The organism is Sphingopyxis sp. (assembly GCF_034380315.1).
Classification (GTDB): Bacteria; Pseudomonadota; Alphaproteobacteria; order Sphingomonadales; family Sphingomonadaceae; genus Sphingopyxis.
Genome location: NZ_JAXMPB010000004.1, coordinates 14,766 through 39,812, shown reverse-complemented (window position 1 = coordinate 39,812; position 25,047 = coordinate 14,766). Strand labels below are relative to the sequence as shown.

Annotated in this window: 27 protein-coding genes; 18 read left to right on the top strand and 9 right to left on the bottom strand. The window is 63.8% G+C overall.

The window, feature by feature from the left end:
- Window positions 1–45 precede the first annotated feature (45 nt).
- Window positions 46–1,506: an MFS transporter gene (locus U0S50_RS08310; RefSeq protein ID WP_322308314.1), complete on the bottom strand. Its 1,461-nt coding sequence runs from the start codon at window positions 1,504–1,506 to the stop codon at window positions 46–48.
- Complete coding sequence (locus tag U0S50_RS08305) at window positions 1,503–2,360, bottom strand: SDR family NAD(P)-dependent oxidoreductase (protein ID WP_322308708.1); 858 nt, start codon at window positions 2,358–2,360, stop codon at window positions 1,503–1,505. Before U0S50_RS08305 ends, U0S50_RS08310 begins: the two co-directional genes overlap by 4 nt.
- A 173-nt stretch (window positions 2,361–2,533) precedes the next feature.
- Between U0S50_RS08305 and U0S50_RS08300 the strand changes: the two genes are divergently transcribed.
- From U0S50_RS08300 to U0S50_RS08285, 4 genes are all read left to right on the top strand, one after another.
- Entirely contained in the window at window positions 2,534–3,715 is a 1,182-nt protein-coding gene (locus U0S50_RS08300; RefSeq protein WP_322308313.1) for an acyl-CoA dehydrogenase family protein, read from the top strand.
- Window positions 3,716–3,719: 4 nt separating this feature from the next.
- Window positions 3,720–4,838, top strand: a complete 1,119-nt coding sequence (locus U0S50_RS08295; RefSeq protein WP_322308312.1) for an acyl-CoA dehydrogenase family protein — start codon at window positions 3,720–3,722, stop codon at window positions 4,836–4,838.
- Between the two features lie 50 nt (window positions 4,839–4,888).
- Complete coding sequence (locus tag U0S50_RS08290; protein WP_322308311.1) at window positions 4,889–5,692, top strand: SDR family oxidoreductase; 804 nt, start codon at window positions 4,889–4,891, stop codon at window positions 5,690–5,692.
- Window positions 5,693–5,794: 102 nt separating this feature from the next.
- The gene (locus U0S50_RS08285; protein WP_322308310.1) at window positions 5,795–6,319 is read left to right on the top strand and encodes a hypothetical protein; all 525 of its coding nucleotides are present in this window, start codon (window positions 5,795–5,797) and stop codon (window positions 6,317–6,319) included.
- Window positions 6,320–6,354: 35 nt separating this feature from the next.
- Here U0S50_RS08285 and ppc read toward each other — a convergent pair whose 3' ends face one another.
- From ppc to U0S50_RS08270, 3 genes are all read right to left on the bottom strand, one after another.
- Window positions 6,355–9,033 (bottom strand): phosphoenolpyruvate carboxylase, encoded by a 2,679-nt coding sequence (ppc, locus tag U0S50_RS08280; protein WP_322308309.1) that lies wholly within the window; start codon window positions 9,031–9,033, stop codon window positions 6,355–6,357.
- A 77-nt stretch (window positions 9,034–9,110) separates the two neighbouring features.
- Complete coding sequence (locus U0S50_RS08275) at window positions 9,111–9,533, bottom strand: YbaY family lipoprotein (RefSeq protein WP_322308308.1); 423 nt, start codon at window positions 9,531–9,533, stop codon at window positions 9,111–9,113.
- 80 nt (window positions 9,534–9,613) lie between these two features.
- Window positions 9,614–10,180, bottom strand: a complete 567-nt coding sequence (locus U0S50_RS08270; protein WP_322308707.1) for an HNH endonuclease — start codon at window positions 10,178–10,180, stop codon at window positions 9,614–9,616.
- Between the two features lie 170 nt (window positions 10,181–10,350).
- On the opposite strand from U0S50_RS08270, the gene gluQRS reads away from it, so the two are divergent.
- The 7 genes from gluQRS to U0S50_RS08235 all read left to right on the top strand — a co-directional run bounded on the left by gluQRS (window position 10,351) and on the right by U0S50_RS08235 (window position 16,139).
- Entirely contained in the window at window positions 10,351–11,211 is an 861-nt protein-coding gene (gluQRS, locus tag U0S50_RS08265) for a tRNA glutamyl-Q(34) synthetase GluQRS (protein ID WP_322308307.1), read from the top strand.
- A 9-nt stretch (window positions 11,212–11,220) separates the two neighbouring features.
- On the top strand, window positions 11,221–11,445 hold the full coding sequence (locus tag U0S50_RS08260) for an HIG1 domain-containing protein (protein ID WP_322308306.1): 225 nt from the start codon (window positions 11,221–11,223) through the stop codon (window positions 11,443–11,445).
- A gap of 67 nt (window positions 11,446–11,512) precedes the next feature.
- The gene (locus U0S50_RS08255; protein ID WP_322308305.1) at window positions 11,513–12,094 is read left to right on the top strand and encodes a cob(I)yrinic acid a,c-diamide adenosyltransferase; all 582 of its coding nucleotides are present in this window, start codon (window positions 11,513–11,515) and stop codon (window positions 12,092–12,094) included.
- Window positions 12,095–12,352: 258 nt separating this feature from the next.
- Window positions 12,353–13,624, top strand: a complete 1,272-nt coding sequence (gene egtB, locus U0S50_RS08250; RefSeq protein WP_322308304.1) for an ergothioneine biosynthesis protein EgtB — start codon at window positions 12,353–12,355, stop codon at window positions 13,622–13,624.
- Between the two features lie 2 nt (window positions 13,625–13,626).
- Entirely contained in the window at window positions 13,627–14,613 is a 987-nt protein-coding gene (gene egtD / locus U0S50_RS08245; RefSeq protein WP_322308303.1) for an L-histidine N(alpha)-methyltransferase, read from the top strand.
- A 56-nt stretch (window positions 14,614–14,669) separates the two neighbouring features.
- Window positions 14,670–15,536, top strand: coding sequence for a 3-hydroxyacyl-CoA dehydrogenase NAD-binding domain-containing protein (locus tag U0S50_RS08240; RefSeq protein ID WP_322308302.1), 867 nt, complete (start codon window positions 14,670–14,672; stop codon window positions 15,534–15,536).
- A 114-nt stretch (window positions 15,537–15,650) separates the two neighbouring features.
- Complete coding sequence (locus tag U0S50_RS08235) at window positions 15,651–16,139, top strand: hypothetical protein (RefSeq protein ID WP_322308301.1); 489 nt, start codon at window positions 15,651–15,653, stop codon at window positions 16,137–16,139.
- 8 nt (window positions 16,140–16,147) lie between these two features.
- On the opposite strand, the gene U0S50_RS08230 is transcribed toward U0S50_RS08235, so the two are convergent.
- From U0S50_RS08230 to U0S50_RS08220, 3 genes are all read right to left on the bottom strand, one after another.
- Window positions 16,148–16,468 carry an MliC family protein gene (locus U0S50_RS08230; protein ID WP_322308300.1) on the bottom strand — a complete coding sequence of 107 codons (321 nt, stop codon included), beginning with the start codon at window positions 16,466–16,468 and terminating at the stop codon, window positions 16,148–16,150.
- A 14-nt stretch (window positions 16,469–16,482) separates the two neighbouring features.
- A complete protein-coding gene (locus U0S50_RS08225; protein ID WP_322308299.1) occupies window positions 16,483–17,103 on the bottom strand; it encodes a beta/gamma crystallin-related protein in 621 nt (206 codons plus the stop codon).
- Window positions 17,104–17,245: 142 nt separating this feature from the next.
- Window positions 17,246–18,487, bottom strand: a complete 1,242-nt coding sequence (locus U0S50_RS08220; protein ID WP_322308298.1) for a NupC/NupG family nucleoside CNT transporter — start codon at window positions 18,485–18,487, stop codon at window positions 17,246–17,248.
- A gap of 117 nt (window positions 18,488–18,604) precedes the next feature.
- Between U0S50_RS08220 and U0S50_RS08215 the strand changes: the two genes are divergently transcribed.
- The 6 genes from U0S50_RS08215 to U0S50_RS08190 are packed head-to-tail and all read left to right on the top strand — an operon-like array spanning window position 18,605 to window position 22,737.
- On the top strand, window positions 18,605–19,282 hold the full coding sequence (locus tag U0S50_RS08215; protein ID WP_322308297.1) for a queuosine precursor transporter: 678 nt from the start codon (window positions 18,605–18,607) through the stop codon (window positions 19,280–19,282).
- Entirely contained in the window at window positions 19,279–20,187 is a 909-nt protein-coding gene (gene argB, locus U0S50_RS08210; protein ID WP_322308296.1) for an acetylglutamate kinase, read from the top strand. The genes U0S50_RS08215 and argB overlap by 4 nt, the downstream gene beginning before the upstream one ends.
- 45 nt (window positions 20,188–20,232) lie before the next feature.
- Window positions 20,233–20,532 (top strand): YggT family protein, encoded by a 300-nt coding sequence (locus tag U0S50_RS08205; RefSeq protein WP_322308706.1) that lies wholly within the window; start codon window positions 20,233–20,235, stop codon window positions 20,530–20,532.
- Window positions 20,532–21,437 carry a bifunctional methylenetetrahydrofolate dehydrogenase/methenyltetrahydrofolate cyclohydrolase FolD gene (gene folD, locus U0S50_RS08200; protein ID WP_322308295.1) on the top strand — a complete coding sequence of 302 codons (906 nt, stop codon included), beginning with the start codon at window positions 20,532–20,534 and terminating at the stop codon, window positions 21,435–21,437. Before U0S50_RS08205 ends, folD begins: the two co-directional genes overlap by 1 nt.
- Window positions 21,437–22,111 (top strand): hypothetical protein, encoded by a 675-nt coding sequence (locus U0S50_RS08195; RefSeq protein ID WP_322308294.1) that lies wholly within the window; start codon window positions 21,437–21,439, stop codon window positions 22,109–22,111. Before folD ends, U0S50_RS08195 begins: the two co-directional genes overlap by 1 nt.
- Window positions 22,108–22,737 carry a MarC family protein gene (locus tag U0S50_RS08190; RefSeq protein ID WP_322308293.1) on the top strand — a complete coding sequence of 210 codons (630 nt, stop codon included), beginning with the start codon at window positions 22,108–22,110 and terminating at the stop codon, window positions 22,735–22,737. Before U0S50_RS08195 ends, U0S50_RS08190 begins: the two co-directional genes overlap by 4 nt.
- Window positions 22,738–22,810: 73 nt before the next feature.
- On the opposite strand, the gene U0S50_RS08185 is transcribed toward U0S50_RS08190, so the two are convergent.
- A complete protein-coding gene (locus U0S50_RS08185) occupies window positions 22,811–23,494 on the bottom strand; it encodes an OmpA family protein (protein WP_322308705.1) in 684 nt (227 codons plus the stop codon).
- A gap of 216 nt (window positions 23,495–23,710) precedes the next feature.
- Between U0S50_RS08185 and U0S50_RS08180 the strand changes: the two genes are divergently transcribed.
- Window positions 23,711–25,033: a hemolysin family protein gene (locus tag U0S50_RS08180; protein ID WP_322308292.1), complete on the top strand. Its 1,323-nt coding sequence runs from the start codon at window positions 23,711–23,713 to the stop codon at window positions 25,031–25,033.
- The last annotated feature ends 14 nt before the right edge of the window (window positions 25,034–25,047 follow it).

The window sequence follows — 25,047 nt, the reverse complement described above, 5'->3', positions numbered from 1 at the left end:
GCCGCGCATAAAATTGCCCGGACCCGGCCCAGGCGCGATCTTACGTTACGGTTGCGGGCTTTGGCTATCGGGCGATGCGGCGGCGGTCGAGGCAAGGGCGGCGACCCGTGCCTCGTGGCTGGCCCGATCGATTCCGTAGCGTCGCAGCAACAGGGCCGCAGCGATGGCGATACACACCATCAGCACGGCAAATATCCAGGCCATCGCGGTGGCGGTCTGCGGTGCGAAATCTTCGGGACGGACACGGCCGCCCAGTCCGGCAAAGGCGATCAGCTGTCCGACCAGGAAAATGCCCAGGGCGTGCGCACATTTCTGAACCATCAGATATCCGGCGAAAAACACGCCCTCGATCCGGGTGCCATGCTCCATTTCATGGGCTTCGACGATCTCGGCAACCATCGACGCCGCCGATATGTTGGCGACGATCAGCCCAAACAGCGAAACGGTCATGAAACCGATCAGCAGCAGCATCGACGACCAGCTGCCAAGGTCGAACCACAAACCCATATTGCGCGCGGCATAGGGCAGAAAGCCGATTGCGCCGCTGAAAAGAATCGCGGCGATTGCGGTATCGCGCTTGCCAAACCGGCGATGCGCGATGCCGACGAAGACAAAGGCGGCAAAGACGGCGACCGCCAGGCCCGCAGGATACCAGGCAAGCTGTTCGTCGGTCAGCCGCCAGACATAGAGCATCAGATAATTGGTTGCGGCAATCGAGGTGGCATAGCTGGTGATCACGAACAGCGCGCCGCTGGTCAGCGCGACGAAGGCCGGATTGCGAAAGGCCAGCAATATGTCGGATAGCAGGGCGATGCCGTGGCGCTGTACCGGCGGGCGCGGTGGCAGGGCCAGGATTCGGCGTTGCTGCCCATATGCCGAACCGAGGGTCGAGAGGAGGATCATCACCGCGCCGAACAGGCCGAAAGCCCAATAGCCGCCGGGTTCGAGCAGGCCGTTCCGCGTCGGATCGTCGGATTTCAGGAAGTAGCCATAAGCCAGCGCGGTCGCCGACAGGCCGCCGAGCCATCCGAACAGAAAGCGGTATCGCATCAGCGCAGTGCGCTCGTCATAATCGCGCGTCAGTTCGGCGACCAGCGAGATCGATGGAATTTCACATGCCGAAACCAGGATGCGCACCGCGATGACGTTGAGTGCGAGGCCCAGCGTCGAATGGCTTGCCAGACCGGGCGACATCCACAGCAGCGCCCAGGCGAGCGCCATCGGCACCGCCGCGCCATAGAGCCATGGCAATCGTCGCCCCAGCCGCGTGCGCGTCGCATCGGACAGGCGCCCGATCAGCGGATCGGCCAGTGCGTCGATCAGCATGGCGATGATCAGGATCATCGACACGGTGCGCGGGTCGAAACCCAGCACTTGATTGTAATAGATCATGAAAAAGGTGGTGAGCCCGGTCTCCTTGATCCCGAGGGTGATGGACCCGGCGCCATGGGCGAGCTTGAGGTTCATGGGCAGCCGCTCGCCTGGCGGCGGGGTGGCGGAACTCACGCTGGGGCCCCGGCCCTGGCTGCATCCTCCATCGCGACCAGCGCGTCGAACAGGCCCGGCGCTTCGGGGTCCCAGGCATGGCGTTGGCCGATCGTCAGTCCGCCGTCGACCAGCATGTGAGTGCCGGTCATGAAACTCGCTTCCTCGCTCGCCAGATAGGCGACGGCATTGGCGATGTCATCGGGCTGGCCGCCGCGCGCAACGGGCTGCGCGCCCGCGCTCATATCGGCGATGACTGCCTTCGCCTGTTCCTTGTGCGCGTCGGGCACCTCGAGCGACGAGGTGAAGATGTTCGTGTTGATGAAGCCGGGGCAAATCGCGTTCACCCGGATGCCATAGCGGGCGAGGTCGGTCGCGGCTACCTTGGTCAGGTGCAGGACGCCTGCCTTGGCGACAGCATAGGCGGTCGGCGAATAGCCGGCGCCCAGCGCCGCGACGCTGGCGGTGTTGACGATGGCGGCGCCCCGGCGGCCCTTCATGTGCGGGCTGGCATAGCGAATGCCCATCGCCACCGATTTTAGGACGAGATCCATCGTTCGATCCCAGCCTTCCGGCGTGATCTCGTCGATCGGCGCGCGGTCGCCGGCGGCGGCGGCGTTGTTGAACAATATGTCGATCCCGCCGCCGCGCACTGCCGCAGCGTTCATCAGGGCCTCGATATCGTCGGCGCGTGTCACGTCGCAGCGGATGAAGTCGATCCGACCGTTTGATGCCGCCGCCACGGCTTCGCCGCCTGCTTCGTCGATATCGGCGGCAAAGACATGCGCGCCCTCTGCGGCCAGTTTCAGCACCGCGGCCTTGCCGATACCCGATGCCGCGCCGGTGATGACCGCGACCTTGCCTGCGAATCGCATAGCCATGCTCTCCCGTTTTCTTTTGCCACCTAGCTTAGGCGTCGAACGAGGCGCGTCAACGGCGGTCGGTTCGACGCTACGGCGCCGTAACGGCAGGTTGCCTCTACCAAGTTGACGCTTGCGTAAACCTGTTCCGACCCCCTAGGTTCGAAGGCAGAAGAGGAGCCTTTGGGATGAGCGATCTGGACGCTTTCCGCGCCGACGTGCGCGCCTGGCTGGAAGCCAACTGCCCCGCCGAAATGCGCGAACCGGTGCGCGGCGAAGACGATATTTGCTGGGGCGGACGCAAGTTTCAGTTCAAGAATGAGGCGCAGAAGCTGTGGCTCGAACGCTGTGCGGAAAAAGGCTACACGGTTCCCGACTGGCCCAGGTCCTACGGCGGAGCCGGCCTGTCGCCCGAAGAGACGAAAATCTTCAAACAGGAAATGAAGCGTTTGGGCGCGCGCTCGCCGCTCGACAGTTTCGGCATCTGGATGCTGGGGCCGGCGCTGCTCAAATTCGGGACCGAGGAGCAGAAGGTCCATTATCTGAACCAGATCGCGCGCGGCGAGATTCGCTGGTGTCAGGGCTACAGCGAACCCGGGTCGGGCAGCGACCTCGTCAGCCTGCAGACCTTTGGCGAGGACAAGGGGGATCACTGGGTCGTCAACGGGTCGAAAATCTGGACCAGCTACGCCGACAAGGCAGACTGGATCTTCTGTCTCGTCCGCACCGACAAGGCGAACAAATATCAGGGCATCACCTTCATGCTCTTCGACATGGAGAGCAAGGGCGTCACCACTAAACCGATCCTGCTGATCAGCGGCAATTCGCCCTTCTGCGAAACCTTCTTCGACGATGTCGAAGTGCCCAAGACGCAGTTCGTCGGCGAGATTAACCGAGGCTGGGACGTTGCCAAATATCTGCTCGGTCACGAACGTGAGATGATTTCGGGCGGCGGCGCGGGGGGCGACATGGTCAGCATCGGCGCGCTTTTTGCAAAGTCGCTCGGCAAGAACGACCGGGGAGAACTCGACGACCCGATTCTGCGCGCCGAAATGGCGGCGTTCGACACCGAGGTCTTTGCCTATCGCGCAATGGGCGAGCGTTTCATGGACATGTGGAAGACCGGCCTGGCGCATCCGGCGTCGTCGAACATGATGAAATATGTCGGGACCGAGCTCAACAAGCGCCGCCACGAATTGGTGATGTCGGGCGGCGGCAGCGAGGCGCTCGAATGGGGCAGCCCGGAAACCAAGGGCGGCGCCCGTCCACGGGCCTGGCTGCGTACCAAGGCCAATTCGATCGAAGGCGGGACGAGCGAGGTCATGCTCAACGTCATCGCCAAGCGTATCCTCGACCTTCCCGGAGCCTGACCCCATGCCTTTGTATCACAATGACGACCAGGCGATGCTCAAGGACAGCGTCGCGCCTTTCGTGGCCGAACAGGCGCCGCCGGCGCATTTGCGTAGCCTGCGCGATACGGCCGACGCGACGGGTTTCTCGCGCGACCTTTGGGCCCAGTTCACGGAGATGGGACTGCCCGGCATGATGGTTCCGGAGGATCATGGCGGGCTTGGCATGGGCCATGTCGAGGCAGGCATTGTGCTTGAGGAAATCGGTCGCAACCTGACCCCTTCGCCTTTTCTCGCCACCAGCGTCGGCGCGGTCGCCGCGCTCGCCAGGGCGGGTGGAACCCAGGCCGGGCGCTGGCTTCCGGCGATCGCGTCGGGCGAGGCGATCGCCGCGCTGGCGATCGACGAGGGAGCGAAGCATCGCCCCGATCGTATCGCCACCACCGCGACGCGGAGCGGTAATGGTTTTCGCCTGGATGGCAAAAAGGCCTTTGTCCTTCACGGACATGTCGCCGATTTCCATGTCGTGTCGGCACGAACCGACGGCGGCATCACACTGTTTTCTGTGCCTAAGGACGCAAAGGGCCTGACCGCCGATCCGCGTCGCCTGGTCGACTCGTCGTTCGCGAGCCACGTCACGTTCGACGGGGTGGAGCTCGACGCCGATGCCGTGATCGGTGAGGTCGACGCGGGCGAAACGCTGCTCGACGTGCTGCTCGCCGCGACCCGTGCTGGCGCTGCGGCCGAGCTTGTCGGGGTCGGTCAGGGCGCAATGGACAGGACGGTGAACTACCTCAAGGAACGCAAGCAATTCGGGCGTCTGATCGGTGAGTTCCAGGCGCTTCAGCACCGTGCCGCGCATCTTTATGGCGAGATGGAGGTCGCGCGCGCGGCGGTGATGAAGGCGCAACAACTGCTCGACGAAGAAAGTTCGGGCGCCAGGCTGATGGTTTCGGTCGCCAAAGCCAAAGCCAGCCGCGCGGCCAACCTTGCGGTGCGCGAAGGCGTCCAGATGCACGGCGGCATCGGTATGACTGATGAATATGACATTGGCCTTTATATGAAACGCGATCGTGCGCTCGCGGAATTCATGGGCGACGCGCATTACCACATCGATCAGGTTGCGCGGATGAACGGCTACTAAGCCAAGAAAGGCCCCCTCTCGAAATGGGGGTTTCAAGAGGAGTTCCTATTATGAACCTCAATGACATGTTCGGCCTGCCGGGCCGCATCGCGCTCGTCACGGGCGGCTCGCGCGGGATCGGCGCGATGATCGTCGAAGGCTTCCTCGCCGCGGGCTGCGCGCGCGTCTATATTTCGGCGCGCAAGGCCGATCAGATCGAGGCGGCGGTCGCCGATTTCGACACGCGCTATCCGGGCAAGGTGATCGGCCTGCCCGTTGATCTGTCGACCGTCGACGGGTGCTGCGGGCTCGCGAAGGAACTCGAAGCGCGCGAGGAGCGGCTCGACATCCTCGTCAACAATGCCGGCGCCGCCTGGGGCGAACCGTTCGAGGGTTTCCCCGAGGCGGGCTGGGACAAGGTGATGGACCTCAACGTCAAATCGCCCTTCTTCCTGACCCAGGCGCTTCACGGAATGCTCAAGGCTGGGGGTTCGTCCGACCAACCGGCAAAGGTGATCAACATCGGGTCGATCGACGGGATGCGCCTCAATCCTTGGGAAACATACAGCTACCACGCCTCAAAGGCGGCGATCCTCTATTTGACCAAGCGCATGGCGGCGCGGCTCGTCACCGATAACATCCTTGTCACCGCCATTGCGCCTGGCGCTTTCCAGTCGGACATGAACAAGGCGGCGCGCGACCATGGCGATGCGGTGGCAAAGAGCATCCCGACCAAGCGTATCGGCGTGCCCGAGGATATGGCGGGCGCCGCCATCTTCCTCGCGTCAAAGGCGGGTAATTATGTTGTCGGCGATACGATCACTGTCGATGGAGGGCTCGTTCACGGGGATCTGAGAACCAGCATCGACGCCTGATGCCTTCGCTGCCATATGCGAGTTCCCGGACTCGATCCGGGAATATTGACTTGGTGCATAGCTGCGGTGTATTATCATTATAATGCACCAAGGAGACCGGTCGTGCGCATTGCGTTTCTCATTCCCCCGATGATGCTCCTCGCTGCGTGCGGCGCGAGCGAAAATGAAAAGGTCGCCACCGACAGCGCCGACGTCACGGCCGGCGCCGATGGCGACGGCGGTCAGGTTCAGATCAAGGCGGATCAGGCCGGCGGCAAGCTGAAGATCGCAACGGGCGGCGTGCGTGTCGATATCGATATTCCCGACATCAGTGATTTCGACATCAGCAGCGATTTCGACATCGACGGCGTGCCGCTCTATCCCGGCAGCAAGATCACAGCGATGGATATCAATGCCAGCGACCGGAAAAACGCCAAGGATGCGGTCGTGACCTTCGCCTTTACCTCGCCCGCTGCTCCGGAAAAGGCGGCCGATTGGATGGCAGGTAAGTTCGCCGAAAAAAATGTCGCGGTCCGGCGCAGTGGCGATACGCTGACGGGGGCCGACAAGGATGGCGACGATTTCGCGATCAGTTTCGCGCCAGAAGGCGCGGCGTCGAAGGGCGAAGTGCGCATCGTTTCGAAATAGCGCCCGCCTCGCCCCTCGCGGCCGGGGAAGGGGACTTATCCGCTGTTCCGTAGCGCCGTCGCGATCGCGTTGATCGTCAGCTGAATTCCCTCGGCAATGCGCGGATCGGTTTCGCCTGCGCGGTGGCGCTTCATCAGTTCGATCTGAAGCAGGTTCAGCGGCTCGATATAGGGCAGGCGCAATCGGATCGACGCCTCAAGCGCCGGATTCTTCTCGAGCAGACGCGATTGGCCGGTGATCGCGAGCAATCCGTCATGCGCGCGGTTCCACCCGTCGCGGATCGCGGTGAAGATGCTCTCATGGCCGTCGATATGGCTCGCCAACCCGGCATAACGGGCCGCAATCCCCATGTCTGATTTCGCAAGCACCATTTCCATATTGCCCAGCAGCGCGGCAAAGAAAGGCCAGCTTTGCGCCATGTCGGATAGCAAGGCCTTGTCGTCGAACGCCGCGAACGCTTCGCCGGTCCCATACCAGCCGGGCAACATCGTGCGTGCCTGCGCCCAGCTGAAGACCCAGGGGATCGCGCGCAGATCCTCGATCGCGCTGCTCTTCTTCCGGCTCGATGGGCGCGACCCGATTTTCAGCGTCGCAATTTCGGCGATCGGGGTCATCGCGCGAAAGAAGTCCTTGAACCCCGGCGTTTCGTAAACCAGCCCGCGATAGGTGGTAAAGGCTGTGTCCGACAGGGCGTCCATCGCCCGCGTGAAGCGCGCGGCGTCTCTGGAATCCATCGGTTCGGGTTCCAGGCTGGCGAGCAGGCTGGCCGATACCATCGCTTCCAAATTGGTCGCCGCGCTGTCCACCGTGCCGAATTTGGCGGCAATCACTTCACCCTGTTCGGTGATGCGGATGCGTCCCTGCACCGTGCCGGCGGGCTGGGCACGGATCGCGGCAAAGGCGCTGCCGCCGCCGCGCCCGACCGCGCCGCCGCGGCCGTGGAACAGCTGCATTGCGGTGTCGGCTGCCTCGAACACCGGGGTCAGCGCCTGCGATGCCTGGTGAAGCCCCCAGGTCGAGGTCAGATAGCCGCCATCCTTGTTCGAATCGGAATATCCGATCATCACTTCCTGATGCCCGCGTATCCCGATCTGCGGACCGATTTCGGGCATCGCGAAATAGCGCGCCATGATTTCCGGTGCGCGGTCGAGGTCGGCGATCGTTTCGAACAGCGGCACGATCATCAGATTGTCGGTGCCCGCGGCTGCGCCGCTGCGCCACAGTCCGCCTTCGCGCGCCAGCAGATGCACCTCAAGCAGGTCCGAAAGTTCCTGCGCCATCGAAATGATCCACTGGCAGATGGCATCGGGACCAAGGCGGCGGCGGATATCGGCGGCGGCATGGACGATCGCCAATTCGCCGGCGGTCTCTTCGCTCCACTGATGCCAGGGCGCGGCGAGCGGGCGGTCGCTGGCCAGTTCGGCGGTCAGCAGTGTGATGCGCGCTTCCTCGTCCAGCGCGTCATAATCAGCGCACACGCCCGAATTGCGAAGCAATTCGGCGAGCACGCGCTCGTGGACCGCGCTGTTCTGCCGCATGTCCAGCGTCGCAAGGTGGAAGCCAAAGACTTCGACGGCGCGTATCAGCCGTCCGAGCGCGCCGATGCCGCCAAGCTGGCCCTCGCCGCTCGCGGAAAGGCCGTTCGCGATAATCACCAGGTCGCGGCGCAATTCGCCGGGGGTGTCATAGGCGTCGCCCGTCAGGGGCGAGGGGCGCGGCGGGGCCTGGCCGACGATGGCGGCATAGGTCGCGCACAACCGCGCGTAAATTCCAGACAGCGCACGGCGATAGGGCTCGTCCCGGCGGCTCGGCGCTTCGTCGCCGCTCGCTGCGGCCAGCGCGACGACCTCGGCGGGAATGATGGCGAGGGCAGAGGATACCGACAGTTCGGCGCCCAGGGCGTGAACCGCATCGATATAATGACCGATAATGGCGGCAGCGTTGCGCCCCGTTGCCTGTTGCAATGTTTCGGCGGTGACAAAGGGGTTGCCATCGCGGTCGCCGCCGATCCAGCTTCCGACACGCAGGAAACTTGCCGGGCGCTGCCCCAGCTCCTTTTCCCAGCGGGCATAAAGCTTTGGGACCACCGGCAGGAACACGTCGCGCAAATAGGTCAACGCGTTGTCGATTTCGTCGGCGACGAACAGCTTTTCGGTACGTAGCGGACGTGTTTGCCACAACAGCACGACCTGGCGACGGATCGCATCCTCGATCCCGTCGCCCTCGGGGCTTTCCTCCAGCCCGGCATCGCGCATCCGCATCAGGTCGGCGATGCGATTCTTGTGGTCCAGCATCGACTTGCGCCGCACCTCGGTCGGGTGCGCGGTCAGCACCGGCGCGATCAGCGCGGCGTCCAGCAGAGCGGCGATCGCGTCGCGATCGATCCCGTCGCTTTTCAGCTTGTCCAGTGCCGCGGCGACCGTCGCCTCGGGCTCGGCGGCCACGCCCTGCCGATCCTCGGCCAGGTTGGCGAGCATGGAAAACAGCATGAAACCGCGAACAAAGGCGATGGTGTCGTCAAGGCCCAGCGCATCAAGCCCCGGGTCGATCGCTTCGGCGCCAGCGATGCCGCGGTGCCGGTCAACGCTCGATGATCTGATATATTCGGTCTGGCGAAACAGCTTGTCGCCGCCATAGGCACGGATGACGTCGCCCAATATCCGCCCCAGATAGCGGATGTCGGGATTCTGGCTGATCTGTATCGGTGGGCCCATGGCCTCCTTTGCTGCACCTGCGAAGGCGCAGGGTCAAGCGCGGAGCGCCGGCGCATAGCTATGCGCCGGCGCTCGGTTCAGCGCGTCTTGACGAGATTGAGCATCCCCATGTCGATCAGCGAGCCGCGATCAAAGGTCACGTTGTTGCGCGTGTCGGTGATGAACAGCAGTTTGCCCGATGCGTCGGTGATCCGCGCGGCGACGGCATAGCTGTGGCGCGGATCGAGCTGGCGCTTGTCGACGGTCATCGAAAACGCAAAGGGCACCTGGCGGCCGTCGGCTGTGAAGCTTTGGCGCGCGATCGTCTTTGACGGCGCATCCATAAGGCTGACGTCGTCGAGGCGGATTTCGACCTGCGCGGTGGGCGGCAACGCGATGCGTTCGCGATAGGCGATGCTACCCGTCACGGTGACGGGGGCTTCGGCCGGAGCCAGCGTCGCGCAGGCGGCGAGCGGCAGGGTGGCCAGGCCAAATATGATGTTCTGGGTCAGGCGGACCATCTTTCTTTCTCCTTCGATAAAGGCGCGGCCCCCTAGGGGCGGCAGTCTGAACCGAGGCTGTCCACATTGTTGCCCGGGCTTCAGCCTTCGAGCTCGACGTCCCAATATAGCCAGTCGATCCAGCTTTCGTGCAGATAATTTGGCGGGAAGGCGCGGCCATTGTCCTGCAATTGCCAACTCGTCGGACGCCAGGGCTGACGATAGAGCGGCATATGGGCCTGTGCGGGGGTTCGCCCGCCTTTCTTGAGGTTGCATGGCGCGCAGGCGGTGGCGACATTTTCCCAGGTGGTTCGCCCGCCCAGCCGGCGTGGGACGACATGGTCGAAGGTCAGATCCTTGCCCGATCCGCAATATTGGCAAGAAAAACGATCGCGCAGGAACAGGTTGAATCGGGTGAAGGCTGGGTGTTGCGACGGCTTCACATATTGGCGCAGGGCAATGACGCTGGGAATCGGCATCGTCCGCGTCGGCGAATGAATTTCGCGTTCGTAATTTTCGACGATGGTGACGCGGTCGAGGAAAACGGCCTTGACCGCGGTTTGCCACGGCCACAGGCTCAAGGGGTAATAGCTCAGCGGCGTATAGTCGGCGTTGAGCACGAGGGCCGGACAGGAGTCGGGATGCCGGGCGAGATCGGGATGGAACATGGCTTTGCTACGCTGCCCCCTATGCTGCGCGGGATGGCGCGCCACTGCCGTTCCTGCGTGACACTGTCATTACATGCCGCATCAGAATCTGGCGTCAAGGGGGCATGTGCCGCAAGATATGGATTGGTTGTCGCACCGGGAATACCGCATTTGGATTCAAGGGGCTGACCATGTTGACCCGTTTCGCTCCCAGTCCGACGGGCGAACTGCATCTGGGGCACGCCTATAGCGCGGTTCTGGCGCATGACGCGGCGCGCAAGGCGGGCGGCATTTTTCGCCTGCGTATCGACGATATCGACGGCAGCCGTTCGCGCGAGGATCATCTCTTGGCGGCGCTCGCCGATCTGGCGTGGCTGGGTGTCGATTGGGACGGTGACCCGCTGCGCCAGTCGGATCGACTCGGTGATTATGCTGCGGCGCTCGCCGACCTGGAACGGCGCGGGCTCGTCTATCCCTGTTTCTGTACCCGCGCCGACATTGCGGCGAGCCTGGCGGCGCCGCACGGTCCGCCGGGGCCGGTTGGCACCGTCTATCCCGGGACCTGCCGCCATATGGGCGCTGCCGCACGCGAACGTCGGCTCGCCGACGATCCGCATTGCTGGCGGCTCGACATGGGTCGTGCGGCGGCGCTGGCGGGCGATCTTGATTGGGAGGAGGCAGACGAAGGGCGCCGCCCCGCCGACCCCGCAGTGCATGGCGATGTTGTGCTGGCGCGCAAGGATGCGCCGGCCAGCTATCATCTCGCGAGCACGATCGACGATGCCGCCATGGGGGTAACATTGGTGGTACGCGGTGCCGATCTGATCGCATCGACCGACATTCATCGACTGCTTCAGGCGTTGTTCGGTCTGCCGACCCCCACCTACCGGCATCATGCGCTGGTATGCGGTGCCGACGGCAAGCGCCTGGCCAAGCGCGACGGAGCCGCTGCGCTCGCCGGGCTTCGCGCGGCTGGCGCCGATGGCCGCGTGCTTGCCGCCGATCTGCTCGACGGGCGGCTTCCCACTGGATATTCGCTGCAAAAGGCCTAAACTGTCGCCATGCAAATCATCCTCGTCCTCGCGGTGGTCGTGGCCGCCGGCTTTGTCCTCTTCTCGCTTGCGCGGGGTCTCTTCTATTTCTCGCAAGGGCATCGCGCTGCGCTCGAGGGAACGGTCGAGGAAAATCAGCTGATGCAGAACAAGATGATGATGGCTCGCGTGAAATGGCAGGCGATTACCATCATCCTGCTCGTCCTCGTCGGCGTCCTCGCGGCGGGCGGCTGACGGGCGCCGCGTAATCAATACGCCTTTCTCCCAAGGGGGGAGGGGCATTCCCGCTGAAGGCACGCCCTTGGTCAAGCTCAACAAAATCTACACGCGGACCGGTGATGCCGGCACAACGGGCCTTGTGGACGGGTCGCGCATTGCCAAATCGGCACCGCTGATGGCCGCGATCGGTGACGTCGACGAAGCGAACAGCGCGATCGGCCACGCTGCCGCTGCACTCGATCCGGCGAGCGAAGAGGCGGCGATGCTGTCGCGCATCCAGAACGAGTTGTTCGACCTTGGCGCCGATCTGGCGACCCCTGCCGACGCACTGCATGGCTTTGGGCCGCACGATATGGCGCTGCGCATCGTGCCTGGCCAGATCGGTCGGTTGGAGGCTGAAATCGACACGATGAACGATGCGCTGGGCGCGCTGACAAGCTTTATCTTGCCCGGCGGAACCGAGGCGGCGGCGCGGCTTCATCTGGCGCGCGCCATTACGCGCCGTGCCGAGCGTGCGGGCGTCACGGCGGGTGCAGAGCGTGATCTCAACCCGCTCGCGCTGGCCTATCTCAACCGCCTGTCCGACCATCTTTTCGTCCTCACGCGCCATATCAATGCGGCGGGCGGCGGCGATATATTATGGAAGCCCGGCGCCACGCGCTGACCCCCGCCTGATCTTTCGTTCCACCAGGCGCGGTCCGACGCCGAAGTCTACCGAAATTTCTGTCCTATACCGTGCGGCTGCGTGCGCTTCTGGGCATGGCCGCAGCCGCCTGCGCGCAACCTCGCGCTTCGCCGCACCCATCGCCGATAGCCCTCGGAATCGACATTTGTTCCCTAAATGTTCTGGACATGGCTTTGCCGTGTAACCATAATTGCTTTCCTGCCGAAACCGAATCGCACTCCGGGGGATTGTCTGTTCATGGCCAGCCGCACCGACGCTTCGAACCGCACCGAGCTGCGGGACACGCTGGGTGAGCGCCTTGGGGCGACCCGGCGCCTGTCGCTCGGCCTTGTCGAGCCGCTGTCGGACGCCGATGCCAGCGCGCAATCGATGCCCGACGCCTCGCCCGCCAAATGGCATCTGGCGCATACGACATGGTTTTTCGAAACCTTTGTCCTGCGCGATAATGTGCCGGGCTATGCGCTGTTCGACGATCGTTACCCTTATCTGTTCAACAGCTATTATGAAGCCGAGGGGCCGCGCCACGCGCGCCCGCAGCGCGGGCTGTTGACCCGCCCGTCGCTCGACCAGGTCCGTACCTGGCGTGCGCATGTCGATGCGGCGCTGGACGATGCCCTGCCGCATCTTTCCGCCGCAGCGCGTGCGCTCATCGAACTTGGCATCCATCACGAACAACAGCATCAGGAATTGCTGCTCACCGATATCAAGCATCTCTTTGCGCAGAATCCGCTCGGCCCCGCGATGTGGTGCAATAATCGAATCGCGAGTGAAGTTGCGCAGTTTTCCGGGATAAAATGGGTGGAGGGCGCATCGGGTGTCATTGCGCTCGGCCATGGCGGTGACGGCTTTGCCTTCGACTGCGAAGGGCCGCGGCACGATGTGCTGCTTGCGCCCCATGCGCTGTCCAACTGCCCGGTCTCCAATGGGGAATGGCAGGATTTTATCGCCGACCGCGGTTATGAGAATCCGACGCTCTGGCTCAGCGACGGCTGGGCATGGGTGCAGAAGGAAGGTGTGTCGGCGCCGGCTTATTGGCGGGATGGGCGGCAATACACCCTGACCGGATGGCGCGACATCGACCCCGCGGCACCGGTCACCCACATCAGTTTTTTCGAGGCGGATGCCTTTGCAAGCTGGGCGGGTGCGCGCCTGCCGACCGAGGCAGAGTGGGAGGCGGCGGCCGCCTCGCTCGATCCGTGCGGTGGTCAACAGCTCGATGCCGCGGGGCCGGTGCATCCGGAGGCCGTGGCGACTGGCGACACCGGGCTACAGCAGATGTTCGGCGGCGTTTGGGAATGGACCGGCAGCGCCTATCGTCCCTATCCCGGCTTTCGTGCCGCCCCCGGCGCGGTCGGCGAATATAATGGCAAGTTCATGAACGGCCAGTTCGTGCTGCGCGGCGGCAGCGTCGCTACCCCGCGCGGCCATATGCGCGCCTCCTACCGCAATTTCTTCTATCCGCACCAGCGCTGGCAGTTCACCGGTCTGCGCCTTGCCAAGGATTTGTAACCATGGGTGTTGTTCGGCAATTGCGGCAGGTCGATGCCGATGCGCAGGGCGTCGATATGGCGTTTCGCGCCGACGTCCATGCCGGGCTTGGCCAAGCGCAAAAGGCGATTCCGGCCCGCTGGTTCTATGACGCGACCGGCTCTGCGCTATTCGAGGATATAACCGCGCTTCCCGAATATTATCCCACGCGCAGCGAAACCGATCTTCTCACCCGCCACGCCGCGGCGATCGCGGCGGCGATCGGTCCGGGGCGCGCGGTGGTCGAACTGGGGTCGGGCAGCGCCGCCAAAACGCCGCTGCTGCTCGGCGCCATCGCCCCCGCCGCCTATGTCCCCGTTGATATTTCGGGCGCATTTCTGCGCGACAGTGCGGCGGCGCTTTCGGCGCGCTTTCCGGGGTTGCCGGTCTATCCGGTCGAGGCCGATTTCACCCAGCGTGTCGCCTTGCCGCGCGAAATCGGCCCGCTGGCAAAGCTCGGCTTTTTTCCGGGCTCGACGATCGGCAACATGGTCGCGCGCAGTGCGATCGACCTTTTGCGCAACTGGCGCACCGCGCTCGGCGACGGTGCGCTGATGTTGATCGGCATCGACCGGATCAAGGATATCGCTACGCTGATCGCCGCCTATGCCGATCCGGCAGGGGTGACGGCGGCCTTCAATCTCAACCTTCTCGAACGGATCAATCGCGAACTTGGTGGGACGATTCCGGTCGAAAATTTCGTTCATCGCGCGCTGTGGAACGATGTCCATGCGCGTATCGAAATGCATCTGGTGGCGGCCTGCGATATCGAATTTGCCGTCGATGGTCGCCGCTATCGCATGGCAAAGGGCGAAACGATCCATAGCGAAAACAGCCATAAATACGGGCCGCGCGACGCCAATCTTCTGCTCCGCGCCGGTGGCTGGACCCCGGTGGCGACCTGGGATGACGCCAACCCCGGCTTCGCCCTTATCCTCGCCGAAGCGGCGGCATTCCGTTCGGCCCCTTGACGCCGCTGTGCCAGCGCCTAGGCAGCGAGCACGATTTTCCAGCGAAAGGGTTTGTCATGATCGTCGGCGTTATCGGTGCGGGACAGATGGGGGCGGGGATCGCTCAGGTGTCGGCAGGGGCCGGCCATGATGTGCTGCTGTCCGACATCGACATTGCCCGCGCCGAAGCGGGCAAGACGGGGATCGCGAAAGCGCTCGGCCGCCTTGTCGCAAAGGAAAAGATGACGGCGTCGGATGCCGACGCGCTGCTCGGCCGCATTACCCCCGTTGCCGATCACGCCGCCTTCGCGCCCGCCGATCTGGTGATCGAGGCGGCGACCGAGCGTGAGGAGATCAAGCGCGCAATCTTTGCGAGCGTCGGGCCGCATCTGTCGGATCGCGCGATCCTCGCGACCAACACCAGCTCGATTCCGATCACGCGGCTGGCGCAGGCAGCGCCCGATCCGGCGCGCTTCATCGGCGTCCATTTCTTCAATCCGGTGCCGGTGATGGGGCTGGTCGAGCTGATCCGCGGGCTGGCGACTAGCGATGCGACGCTGAACGCGGTCGAGGCCTATGGCCGCGGCCTTGGCAAGCAAATCGTTCATGCCAATGATGCGCCGGGCTTCATCGTCAACCGCGTGTTGATGCCGATGATCAACGAGGCGGTCTTCGCCCTCGGCGAAGGCGTCGCGACGATGCAGGACATCGACGCGGGTTGCCGCCTCGGTCTCAACCATCCCATGGGGCCGATCACCCTCGCCGACTTTATCGGCCTCGATACCTGCCTCGAAATCATCCGGGTGCTTCACAGCGGCACCGGCGATCCCAAGTTCCGCCCGGCGCCGCTGCTCGTCCAATATGTCGAAGCGGGCTGGGTCGGCAAAAAAGCCGGGCGTGGTTTCTATGACTGGACCGGGCCTGAACCCGTCCCGACGCGCTAGGGGCGGCTGCCTGCGGCATATTCCAGTGCTTTCCCTGGTGAGCGGGAGGGGCAGCTGAACGCTTCCTCCTGTGCTATTCTTCCGGAATAAGGGAACAGCAAAGGAGGAAGGCTTATGCGCGCTACATCCTTTTTCGGCCTGTCGCTCGCGATGCTGGTGGCGGCTCCGCTCAGCCATGCCCAACAGGGCGCGCCCGAGGAATCGACCATCAAGGATGCGGCCAATTCAGTCACCGAGCCTTTCGACGGAAAGGAGGTGCCCGAAAAATTGCGGGCGATCCTCGACGATCCCTATTCGCTCGCTGGCCTTGGCAAATGCGCTGCGATCATTCGTGAGGTCGAGGAACTGAACGCGGTTCTGGGGCCTGATGTCAACGAGCGCGTCGATAAGAGCCTTGCCAAAAAGCGCGAGGCGACAGCCGCCCGGCTTGCCGGCAATTTTGCGGGCTCGGTTATTCCTTTTGGTGGATTGGTCGGCGAAGTGACTGGCGCCAATGCCGAACGGCGGCGCTATGCCGTTGCCGTTTATGTCGGCACGGTCCGGCGCGGCTTTTTAAAGGGCGTGGGGCTCGAACGCGGGTGCAGGTCACCCGCGCGGCCCTGACCCGCCGGTCAGAACGGGGTCATGATCACCTTGCAGCTTTCAGCCGCGGTGCGGGCCGCCGTGTTCCAGCTGACCATGTTGCCGTCGCGGTGAAGCCGGGCACCCGTCTTGTTCTCATAGGATGAGCCGCTGTTGCTCGGCACCGCCCGCAGCGCCAGCGTCCGCCCGCCGTTGACCCGCACCAGCGCGCCGTCCTTTACATAGTTGACGTTGAGCTTCGTGCCGCCATTACACTCATAAAAGCTGCCGGTTCGTGCCGGCACCGAAGAGCAGGCGGCCATGGCCAGCATCACCGCGCCGCCCGCGACGATCGTCATCATCCTCGTCATCTTGTCTTTCCCCTTCAATATCCCGTGCGGACGCAAAGGACATCGGCCAGATACTCCCGCCGATTGATCGTTTCCATATGCTCGCGCGCCGACCCGTTCCAGCCGATCGAGCGGCACCAGTTGTCGGCGGTTTGCGCCGCGCAGTTGGCGGTGGCCGAACCAGCCGCGCAGGCCGCGACCCGCCGCCCATTGGTGCCCGGCTGGGTGTGGAATTCGGCGAAATTGCCGCGCGCAATCTGGCCGTTTGCGGGTGGTGCCTGCCACCCATCGTCCCCGCCACCATTGCCTACCGGCCGGATCGACTGGATCGTCAATCCGCGCAGCACATTGTTCAGCAAGGGTGTGTCGCGATCAACGGTACGGCACTGCCCGCGAAAGCGGGTCTTTTCGCACAATTGCCACCGACCTTCCTTGACGCGGATCGAATTGACCGGCCAGCTTAGCCCCAGATTGGGTTTCGCCTCTCCGATAAAGACGGCGGGGCCGCGATAGGCTGCATCGCGATAAATGGTTGCCTCTGGTGGTCGGTACATTCTGTCGTCGGGCGTCTGTGCCGAAGAGGTGGACAGCGCGCCGCCACCCACAATGACCGCCAACCCCGCCAGATATGTCCAGCTCATGCGCAATTTCGACATTGGATGGCCCTCCCTGTTCCAAGCCTGTGCGTGCGACCGGACGGAAAGTTCTCACAGATATAATGGCTTGGCAATCAGCGGCGCGAAGGCATTTGCTGCCATATTGGCGGCAATCGTGTCGACGCTGTAAGGTGGCGCGTCGTTACATCAGTCCCAGCATCAGCCCCGCGAGCGCCGCGGACATGAGATTCGACAGGCTGCCGGCGAGCAGCGCCTTCAACCCCAGCCGCGCAATCATAGGGCGCTGGTTGGGGGCGAGGCCGCCCGTCACCGCCATCTGTATGGCGATCGAGCTGAAATTGGCGAAGCCGCAAAGGGCAAAGGTGCCAATCGCGATCGATGTTGCCGACAAATCACCCTGTACCTTGCCCAGATCGATGAAGGCGACGAATTCGTTGAGGACCACTTTCGTGCCAAAAAGGCCGCCGACGGTACCGCTTTCGGCCCAGGGCACGCCCATCAGATACATGACCGGTGAAAAGACCCAGCCAATCACCGCCTGGAACGACAGATTGTCATAGCCGAACCAGCTGCCGATCCCGGCCAGCAGCCCGTTGGCGAGTGCGACCAGTGCGACGAAGGCGAGAACCATGGCGCCGACCGCAACCGCCAGCTTCACCCCGGTCTGCGCACCTTGCGCCGCTGCCATGATCAGGTTTGCGGGCTTCTCTTCGTCGTGGCTCGCTTCGGGCATGATGACGGGTTCGACGCCCAGATCCTTAGGATCGTCGGGCATCATGATCTTGGCCATCAAAATACCGCCCGGTGCCGACATGAAGCTCGCAGCAAGCAGATAGGGGAGAAGTTGTTCGCCGATCATGCTGGCGTAAGCGCCGAGGATCGTGCCCGCGACCCCGGCCATGCCGACCGTCATGATGGTGAACAGCTGCGACGGGGTGAGCCCGGCCAGATAGGGGCGGATGACCAGCGGCGATTCGCTTTGTCCGACGAAGATGTTGGCGGCAGCACCCAGGCTTTCGACCTTGGTAATACCGGTGACCTTCTGGATAGCGCCGCCGACCCATTTGATCACCAACTGCATGATGCCGAGATAATAGAGGATCGAGATGAGCGAGGCGAAGAAGATGATGACGGGGAGCGCGGCGATTGCAAAGCTGTTCGCGCCCATTTCGGGTGAGGCGAGCGGGCCGAAGATGAAATCGGTGCCTGCCTTGGCATAGCCCAGCAGGTTCGACACGCCGTTCGACATCGCCTGGATGATTGCGCGGCCCCAGGGCGTGCCGATGACGAGAAGGGCGAATCCCGCCTGAAGCAGGAAGGCGGGAATGACGACGCGCAAGCGAATCCAGCGGCGGTTCGATGAAAAGAGCACGGCAATCGCAAGCAATGCGACGATGCCGAGCAAACCGATCAGGCGTTCCATAATCTCGTCTATTCCCCCGCAGATAATCCGGCCTGTCTAGCGGCCTTTGACGATGGGGCAAGGGGCAGGCTTACCGCACATCTTTCCAGCACCTTCAAAACCGACTATCGCGCAGCGATGACCGAACCCGTATCCGCTGCGCTGCCGCGCTCCATCTCGCCTTCGCTCTTTCTTTTCACCATTATCTACGGCGGCATGGTGGTGCTGGCCGGAGTGCTGGGGAACAAGCAGGTTGCGTTGGGCGGCTGGCTGGCGGTCGAGGCCGGCATCTTTGCTTTCCTGATTCTGGTTGCGCTGTCGAGCGCGACCGCTGAACTGCATGGCCAGGGCGCCGCGAACCGCCTCGTGCTGTGGGGCTTCGTTCCGCTTGTTCTATCGATCATTCTGACCGCGCTCGTTCTCGCGTTGCCCGCGTCGCCTGAAATGCAGGCGGAACGGTTGGGCGCGTTCGACATGATCCTGGGGCAGAGCCCGCGATTGATGGCCGCAGGGATCGTTGCATACGGCACATCGCAGTTCTTGAACGTCACGATTTTTGCGAAACTCCGTGGCCGTGAAGGTGTCGGGAGCGGTGCGACCTGGCTTGCGATCCGCGGTGCGGTTGCGAGTGCGCTCAGCCAGATTGTCGACACGCTGCTGTTCGTCACCATTGCCTTTTACGGCGTGTTCCCGATCGCCAATCTGATGGTCGGGCAGATGCTGGCCAAGGTCGTGCTGTCGATCCTCGTTATTCCCTTTGTCATTACCGGCCTTGTCGCGCTTGGCCGCAGCCTGGATAGCAAAACCGACGTATGAATCAGACTCCCGACCCTTCGAAGCTTCCCGATCTGCTCGCCAAGGCGGAAACGCTGGTCGAGGCGCTGCCCTATCTGCAGCGCTATGCCGGGCAGACCTTCGTGATCAAATATGGCGGCCACGCCATGGGCGATCCCGAGGCGCAGCGCGACTTTGCCGAGGATGTCGTGCTTTTGAAAGCGGTCGGCATCAATCCGGTGGTCGTCCATGGCGGCGGCCCCCAGATCGGATCGATGCTGAAGCAATTGGGCATCGAGTCGACGTTCGTGGGCGGTTTGCGCGTTACCGATGCCGCGACCGCAGAGGTCGCCGAAATGGTGCTGGCCGGCAAGATCAACAAGGAAATCGTCGGCTGGATCGCTGCGCTCGGCGGGCGCGCGGTCGGCTTGTCGGGCAAGGATGCCAATCTCGTGCTCGCCGAAAAGGTGCAGCGAACCGAAGCGGACCCGAATTCGGGGATTGAGCGTCATGTCGATCTGGGTTTCGTCGGCGAGCCGGTCGCGGTCGATCCGACAATCCTGACCAATTTGGCGAACGACAATTTCATTCCGGTCGTGGCTCCGGTCGCGCTGGGCGCGGACGGCGCAACCTACAACATCAATGCCGATACGATGGCGGGAGCAATTGCCGGCGCGCTGGGCGCAAAGCGCTTTTTCCTGCTGACCGATGTGGCGGGCGTTCTGGATCGGTCGGGCGCCCTGCTGACCGATCTCGACAGCGCCGGGATCGAGTCGCTTAAGGCGGACGGGACGATTACCGGCGGCATGATCCCCAAGGTCGATACCTGTGTCGCCGCGGTTGACAGCGGGGTCGAGGCGGCGGTTATCCTCGATGGACGGATTCCGCACGGCATGCTGCTCGAAATTTTCACCGCAAGGGGTGCAGGCACGCTCATTCACCGCTAAGAGTGCCTGCCATCACGGTTTTACGGAGACCCTGTCTTGCTTCTCATGCTCATCCAGATCGTCGATATCATCCTGACGGTCCTGTGGTGGTTCATCATCGCCCAGGCGGTGATGTCGTGGCTGATCGCGTTCAACGTCATCAACACCCACAATGAATTCGTCGGCCAGCTATGGACGGTACTCGATCGCATTACCGAGCCGCTTTACCGGCCGTTCCGCCGTATCATGCCCGATTTCGGTGGGCTCGACCTGACGCCGATGCTGGTATTGATCCTGATCATCATCATCCAGGGACCGGTGCTGCAATATCTGGCAAGCCTGGCCTATTCGGGCGGTTTTGCCTGATGGTTGCGGGGGGGAGCGCAGGGGTTATTGACGGCAAGGCCTTTGCCGCCGGGCTGCGCGCGCGCATCGCCGATGCCGTTCCGGCATTCCAGGCCGCGACCGGCCGTGCGCCGGGTCTTGCGGTCGTGCTGGTCGGTGACGATCCGGCGAGCGCGGTCTATGTCGGATCCAAGGGCAAGGCGACCATCGCTGCCGGGATGGAGAGTTTCGAGCACCGCCTGCCCGCCAAGGCGACACAGGCCGAGGTCGAAGCGCTTCTCGCGGCACTCAACGCCGATGATGCGGTCGATGGCATATTGCTCCAGCTGCCCTTGCCTGGCCATCTCGACGAACAGCGTGCGGTCGCGACGATCGATCCCGACAAGGATGTCGACGGGCTGACCCCGGTGAGCGCGGGACGCCTGGCGCTCGGTATTCCGGGCCTCGTTCCCTGCACCCCCTTTGGCTGCCTCTTGCTGCTTCAGGATCGGCTTGGTGACCTTGGGGGCAAGGACGCGATCGTCGTCGGTCGCTCGATCCTCGTCGGCAAGCCGATGGCCCAGTTGTTGCTCGGCGCCAATTGCACCGTCACCATGGCACATAGCCGGACGAAGGATCTGCCTGAACTTGTGCGCCGCGCTGATATCGTCGTTGCCGCGGTCGGCCGCGCCGAAATGGTGAAGGGCGACTGGATCAAGCCCGGCGCCGTCGTCATCGACGTCGGGATCAACCGCCTGGCGCCTGCCGAAGGCGAAGCCAAGGGGCGCCTGGTCGGCGATGTCGATTTTGCCGGCGCCGCGGCGGTGGCCGATGCGATCACCCCGGTTCCGGGTGGGGTCGGGCCGATGACGATCGCCTGTCTTCTTCGCAACACGCTGGTCGCCGCGCACCGCCGCGCCGGCCTGGCCGATCCGGAGGGGTTTTGATGCGGCGCCTGACGGTTGCCGCATTCGCTCTTTCGCTGCTTTCCGGCTGTGCGTCCGCGCCGCGCGGCGACATGTTCAATCGTCCGCTGGCGGCGAACCCCAGCGCCTTTGTCGCTGCTGAAATCGCCTTCGCGCGCCTGGCGCAGGAAAAGGGGCAGTGGACCGCCTTTCGCGAGACGGCGCATCCCGATGCGGTCATGTTCGTGCCAGCCCGCACCAGCGCCCGCGACTGGTTGAAGACGCAGGCCAATCCGGCCGAGGCGGTTCGCTGGCAGCCGCACGCGGTCTATGTCAGCTGCGATGGCAACGTCGGCGTGACGACCGGTGCCTGGCAGAAGGGTGCGGGCAGCGGTTATTTCACGACAGTCTGGCTGAGGGACAAAAAAGGGGAGCTTTCCTGGGTGCTCGATCATGGCGACACGCTGGAGGTGCCGCGGACTGCACCCGATCTCATTGCAACACGCCAGGCGGCGTGCGGGTCGCGGCCGGGGGCAGAGGTAAGCCCGGCGGACGAGGGAGCTGACATGGCGGTCGGTCTGGCACCCGACCAGACGCTGAGCTGGACGTCCGAGGTCGCGGCCGATCTGTCGCGCCGCATCCGTATTCGCCTGTGGAATGGCAGCATGATGGAAACGGTCATCGACGACCGTGTCGCAGCGCCCAAGCAACCATGATCGACCTGTTCATTTCCGCCTTCGTCACGTTGTTCGTGGTGATCGACCCGCCGGGCTGCGCGCCCATCTATGCCAGCCTGACCGGCGGCGCGAGCCCGCAACAGCGGCGGTCGATGGCGATCCGCGCCACGTTGATCGCCGGTTGTATCCTCGTGTTTTTCGCGATGTTCGGCGAAGGGCTTTTGAGCTTCCTTCACATCGACCTCGACAGTTTCCGGATCGCGGGCGGGATCATGCTGTTCATGATCGCGATCGACATGGTGTTCGAAAAGCGCACCGAGCGCCGCGAACAGCGCGCCGAAAAGCTGATGGCGACGCCCGAGGTCGAGGATGTCTCTGTGTTCCCGATGGCGATGCCGATGCTCGCCGGGCCCGGGTCGATCGCATCGGTGATGCTGCTGGTGTCGCAGAATGACGGGATCGACCGCGCTTTCGTCATCTTTGCCGCGCTGCTTCTCGTCCTGTTGCTCACCCTTGCTGCGCTGTTGAGCGCCGGGCCCTTGATGCGGCTGATCGGCCACAAGGGCGAAGCGGTGATCACCCGCCTGCTCGGCGTCCTGCTCGCCGCGCTGGCCGCGCAGTTCGTGATCGACGGGCTGAAGGCGAGCTTTCCGAGTCTGGGCTGAACCCAAAACGCCGATATAAAAAGGGGCGCCGCCCGAAGGCAGCGCCCCTTCGCGTCCACGGGAAAGGACGGCGTCAGCGTGCCGCGGCGACGTCGGCCTGCGTGACCGGTGCGATGCGGATTTCGACGCGGCGGTTGCACTGATAATCGGCCTCCGAACGTTCGGGGCTGCACTTCAGCTGCGATTCGCCATAGCCCAGCGTTGCCATCCGGGCGCGCTGGATGCCGCGGCCGGCCAGATAGTCGGCGACCGACGCCGCGCGGCGTTCGGACAGGCCCTGATTATAGCTGTCGCTGCCCGTCGAATCGGTGTGGCCATATACGTCGATATAAGTGCTGGGATATTCGGCGAGCGTCGAGGCGACATTGTCGAGGGCGCTGCGGAACTGCGCCTTCACCATCGCGCTGTTGAGGTCGAAGGTCACGTCGCCCGGCATGTTGAGGACAAGCTGGTCGCCCTGACGTTCGACGTCGATGCCGGTTCCGGCGGTGCGTTCACGCAGCTTCTTTTCCTGCTGATCCATATAATAGCCGACGCCAGCGCCCGCCACGGCGCCGATCCCGGCGCCGACGATTTCCTCGGTCCGGCTGTTCTTGCCGCCGATCAGGTCGCCGAGCAGATAGCCGCCGAGCGCGCCGCCGACGCCGCCGATGGCGGCTTTCGAAATCCGCTTTTCGCCCGTTTCGGGGTCGGTGACGCAGCCGGTCAGGGTCAGCGCGCCAAGCGCGGCGAGGGTCGTGAGCTTGGTGATCTTCATATTCATTGGGTCGCTCCCTTTCTGCCGGCGGCGCAAGCTGGTCGTGGGCGGGCCGCCGTTCCTTCGAATAACATATGCCGCGCCATCTGGTTCCAAATTTCGCATGAATGGTGGATGAGCGGTGGGGCCATTGTGCAGGGGCAAGGCTTTGTCCTATAGGAGCGGCATGACCGAAGCTGACAGGGGCCGGGCGCTTGCGCGCCGCATGACCGCCCAATGACCCCTTTTCCCTGGTCGGACGTCGCGATCATCGCGATCCTTGTCCTTCTGAACGGCGTTTTTGCCATGTCCGAACTCGCGATCGTATCGTCGCGTGACCCCCGCCTTGCGGCAGCGGAAAAGCGCGGCAGCCGCGGGGCGCGGATCGCACGGCAACTGGCCGCCGATCCCGGCCGCTTTCTGTCCACCGTCCAGGTCGGCATCACGCTGATCGGCATTCTGGCCGGTGCCTATTCGGGCGCCAGCCTGGGCGAGCCGGTCGGCGAGCGGTTGCAGCCATTGTTCGGACTCGACACCGAAACCGCGACCACGGCGGGCTTTGCTGTCGTGATCGCACTGACCACCTATGCCTCGTTGATCGCGGGCGAGCTGGTCCCCAAGCAGTTCGCGCTGCGCGCGCCCGAACGCATCGCCATTTTCGTCGCGCCGATGATGTACTGGCTGTCGCGGATCGCGGCGCCGCTCGTCTGGTTGCTCGATACCAGTTCCGCCCTGGTCTTTCGCCTGCTCGGCCTCAACCGCGAATCGGAGGATCGGGTCACGGCGGAAGAATTGCATCTGATCGTCGCCGAGGCATCGAAATCGGGGGTGATCGAGGAAAGCGAGCGCGCCATTATTTCGGGCGTCGTGCGCCTGGCCGACCGTCCGGTGCGCGAGGTGATGACGCCGCGCAAGGACGTCGACTGGATCGACATCGCCGCCGATGCCGACGCGGTGCGCGCCAAGTTGCTCGAAACCCCGCACACCCGCTTGCCGGTGGCGCGCGGATCGGTCGACGATATCGTCGGCATCGTCCAGGCGCGCGACATCGCGGCGGCGCTGTTCCGCGGCGAGGCGCTCGACCTTGAACGGCTGACCCGCACGGCCAAGGTGATCCACGACCAGATCGACGCGATGGACGCGCTGGAAAGCCTGCGCGTGGCAGAGGTTCCGATGCTGCTCGTCCACGACGAATATGGGCATTTCGACGGGCTGGTGACACCGGCCGACCTGATGTCGGCGATCGCGGGCGAATTCGCCTCGGACCAGGACATCGGCAGCGAACCCTTTGTCACCGAACGCGAGGACGGCAGCCTGCTGATCGCCGGATCGATGCCCGCCGACCAGATGGCCGATCGCCTGGGGATCGAGCTGGACGATGACCGTGACTATGCGACCGCCGCCGGACATGCGCTGGCGATCCTGAAGCATCTGCCGACCGAAGGCGAGATTTTCACCGATCGCGGCTGGCGATTCGAGATCGTCGACATGGACGGACGCAAGATCGACAAGCTGCTGGTCAGCGAATTGTTGAAGCCGAAGGACGACGAGGACGCCTGACGTCCGGCCGAATG

Coding starts and splice junctions, on each gene's coding strand:
- U0S50_RS08305 (WP_322308708.1), bottom strand. CDS start 2,360: ATGCGATTCGCAGGCAAGGTCGCGGTCATCACCGGCGCGGCATCGGGT.
- U0S50_RS08300 (WP_322308313.1), top strand. CDS start 2,534: ATGAGCGATCTGGACGCTTTCCGCGCCGACGTGCGCGCCTGGCTGGAA.
- U0S50_RS08295 (WP_322308312.1), top strand. CDS start 3,720: ATGCCTTTGTATCACAATGACGACCAGGCGATGCTCAAGGACAGCGTC.
- U0S50_RS08290 (WP_322308311.1), top strand. CDS start 4,889: ATGAACCTCAATGACATGTTCGGCCTGCCGGGCCGCATCGCGCTCGTC.
- ppc (WP_322308309.1), bottom strand. CDS start 9,033: ATGGGCCCACCGATACAGATCAGCCAGAATCCCGACATCCGCTATCTG.
- U0S50_RS08275 (WP_322308308.1), bottom strand. CDS start 9,533: ATGGTCCGCCTGACCCAGAACATCATATTTGGCCTGGCCACCCTGCCG.
- U0S50_RS08270 (WP_322308707.1), bottom strand. CDS start 10,180: ATGTTCCATCCCGATCTCGCCCGGCATCCCGACTCCTGTCCGGCCCTC.
- gluQRS (WP_322308307.1), top strand. CDS start 10,351: ATGTTGACCCGTTTCGCTCCCAGTCCGACGGGCGAACTGCATCTGGGG.
- U0S50_RS08260 (WP_322308306.1), top strand. CDS start 11,221: ATGCAAATCATCCTCGTCCTCGCGGTGGTCGTGGCCGCCGGCTTTGTC.
- egtB (WP_322308304.1), top strand. CDS start 12,353: ATGGCCAGCCGCACCGACGCTTCGAACCGCACCGAGCTGCGGGACACG.
- egtD (WP_322308303.1), top strand. CDS start 13,627: ATGGGTGTTGTTCGGCAATTGCGGCAGGTCGATGCCGATGCGCAGGGC.
- U0S50_RS08240 (WP_322308302.1), top strand. CDS start 14,670: ATGATCGTCGGCGTTATCGGTGCGGGACAGATGGGGGCGGGGATCGCT.
- U0S50_RS08235 (WP_322308301.1), top strand. CDS start 15,651: ATGCGCGCTACATCCTTTTTCGGCCTGTCGCTCGCGATGCTGGTGGCG.
- U0S50_RS08230 (WP_322308300.1), bottom strand. CDS start 16,468: ATGACGAGGATGATGACGATCGTCGCGGGCGGCGCGGTGATGCTGGCC.
- U0S50_RS08225 (WP_322308299.1), bottom strand. CDS start 17,103: ATGTCGAAATTGCGCATGAGCTGGACATATCTGGCGGGGTTGGCGGTC.
- U0S50_RS08220 (WP_322308298.1), bottom strand. CDS start 18,487: ATGGAACGCCTGATCGGTTTGCTCGGCATCGTCGCATTGCTTGCGATT.
- U0S50_RS08215 (WP_322308297.1), top strand. CDS start 18,605: ATGACCGAACCCGTATCCGCTGCGCTGCCGCGCTCCATCTCGCCTTCG.
- argB (WP_322308296.1), top strand. CDS start 19,279: ATGAATCAGACTCCCGACCCTTCGAAGCTTCCCGATCTGCTCGCCAAG.
- U0S50_RS08205 (WP_322308706.1), top strand. CDS start 20,233: ATGCTCATCCAGATCGTCGATATCATCCTGACGGTCCTGTGGTGGTTC.
- folD (WP_322308295.1), top strand. CDS start 20,532: ATGGTTGCGGGGGGGAGCGCAGGGGTTATTGACGGCAAGGCCTTTGCC.
- U0S50_RS08195 (WP_322308294.1), top strand. CDS start 21,437: ATGCGGCGCCTGACGGTTGCCGCATTCGCTCTTTCGCTGCTTTCCGGC.
- U0S50_RS08190 (WP_322308293.1), top strand. CDS start 22,108: ATGATCGACCTGTTCATTTCCGCCTTCGTCACGTTGTTCGTGGTGATC.
- U0S50_RS08185 (WP_322308705.1), bottom strand. CDS start 23,494: ATGAAGATCACCAAGCTCACGACCCTCGCCGCGCTTGGCGCGCTGACC.
- U0S50_RS08180 (WP_322308292.1), top strand. CDS start 23,711: ATGACCCCTTTTCCCTGGTCGGACGTCGCGATCATCGCGATCCTTGTC.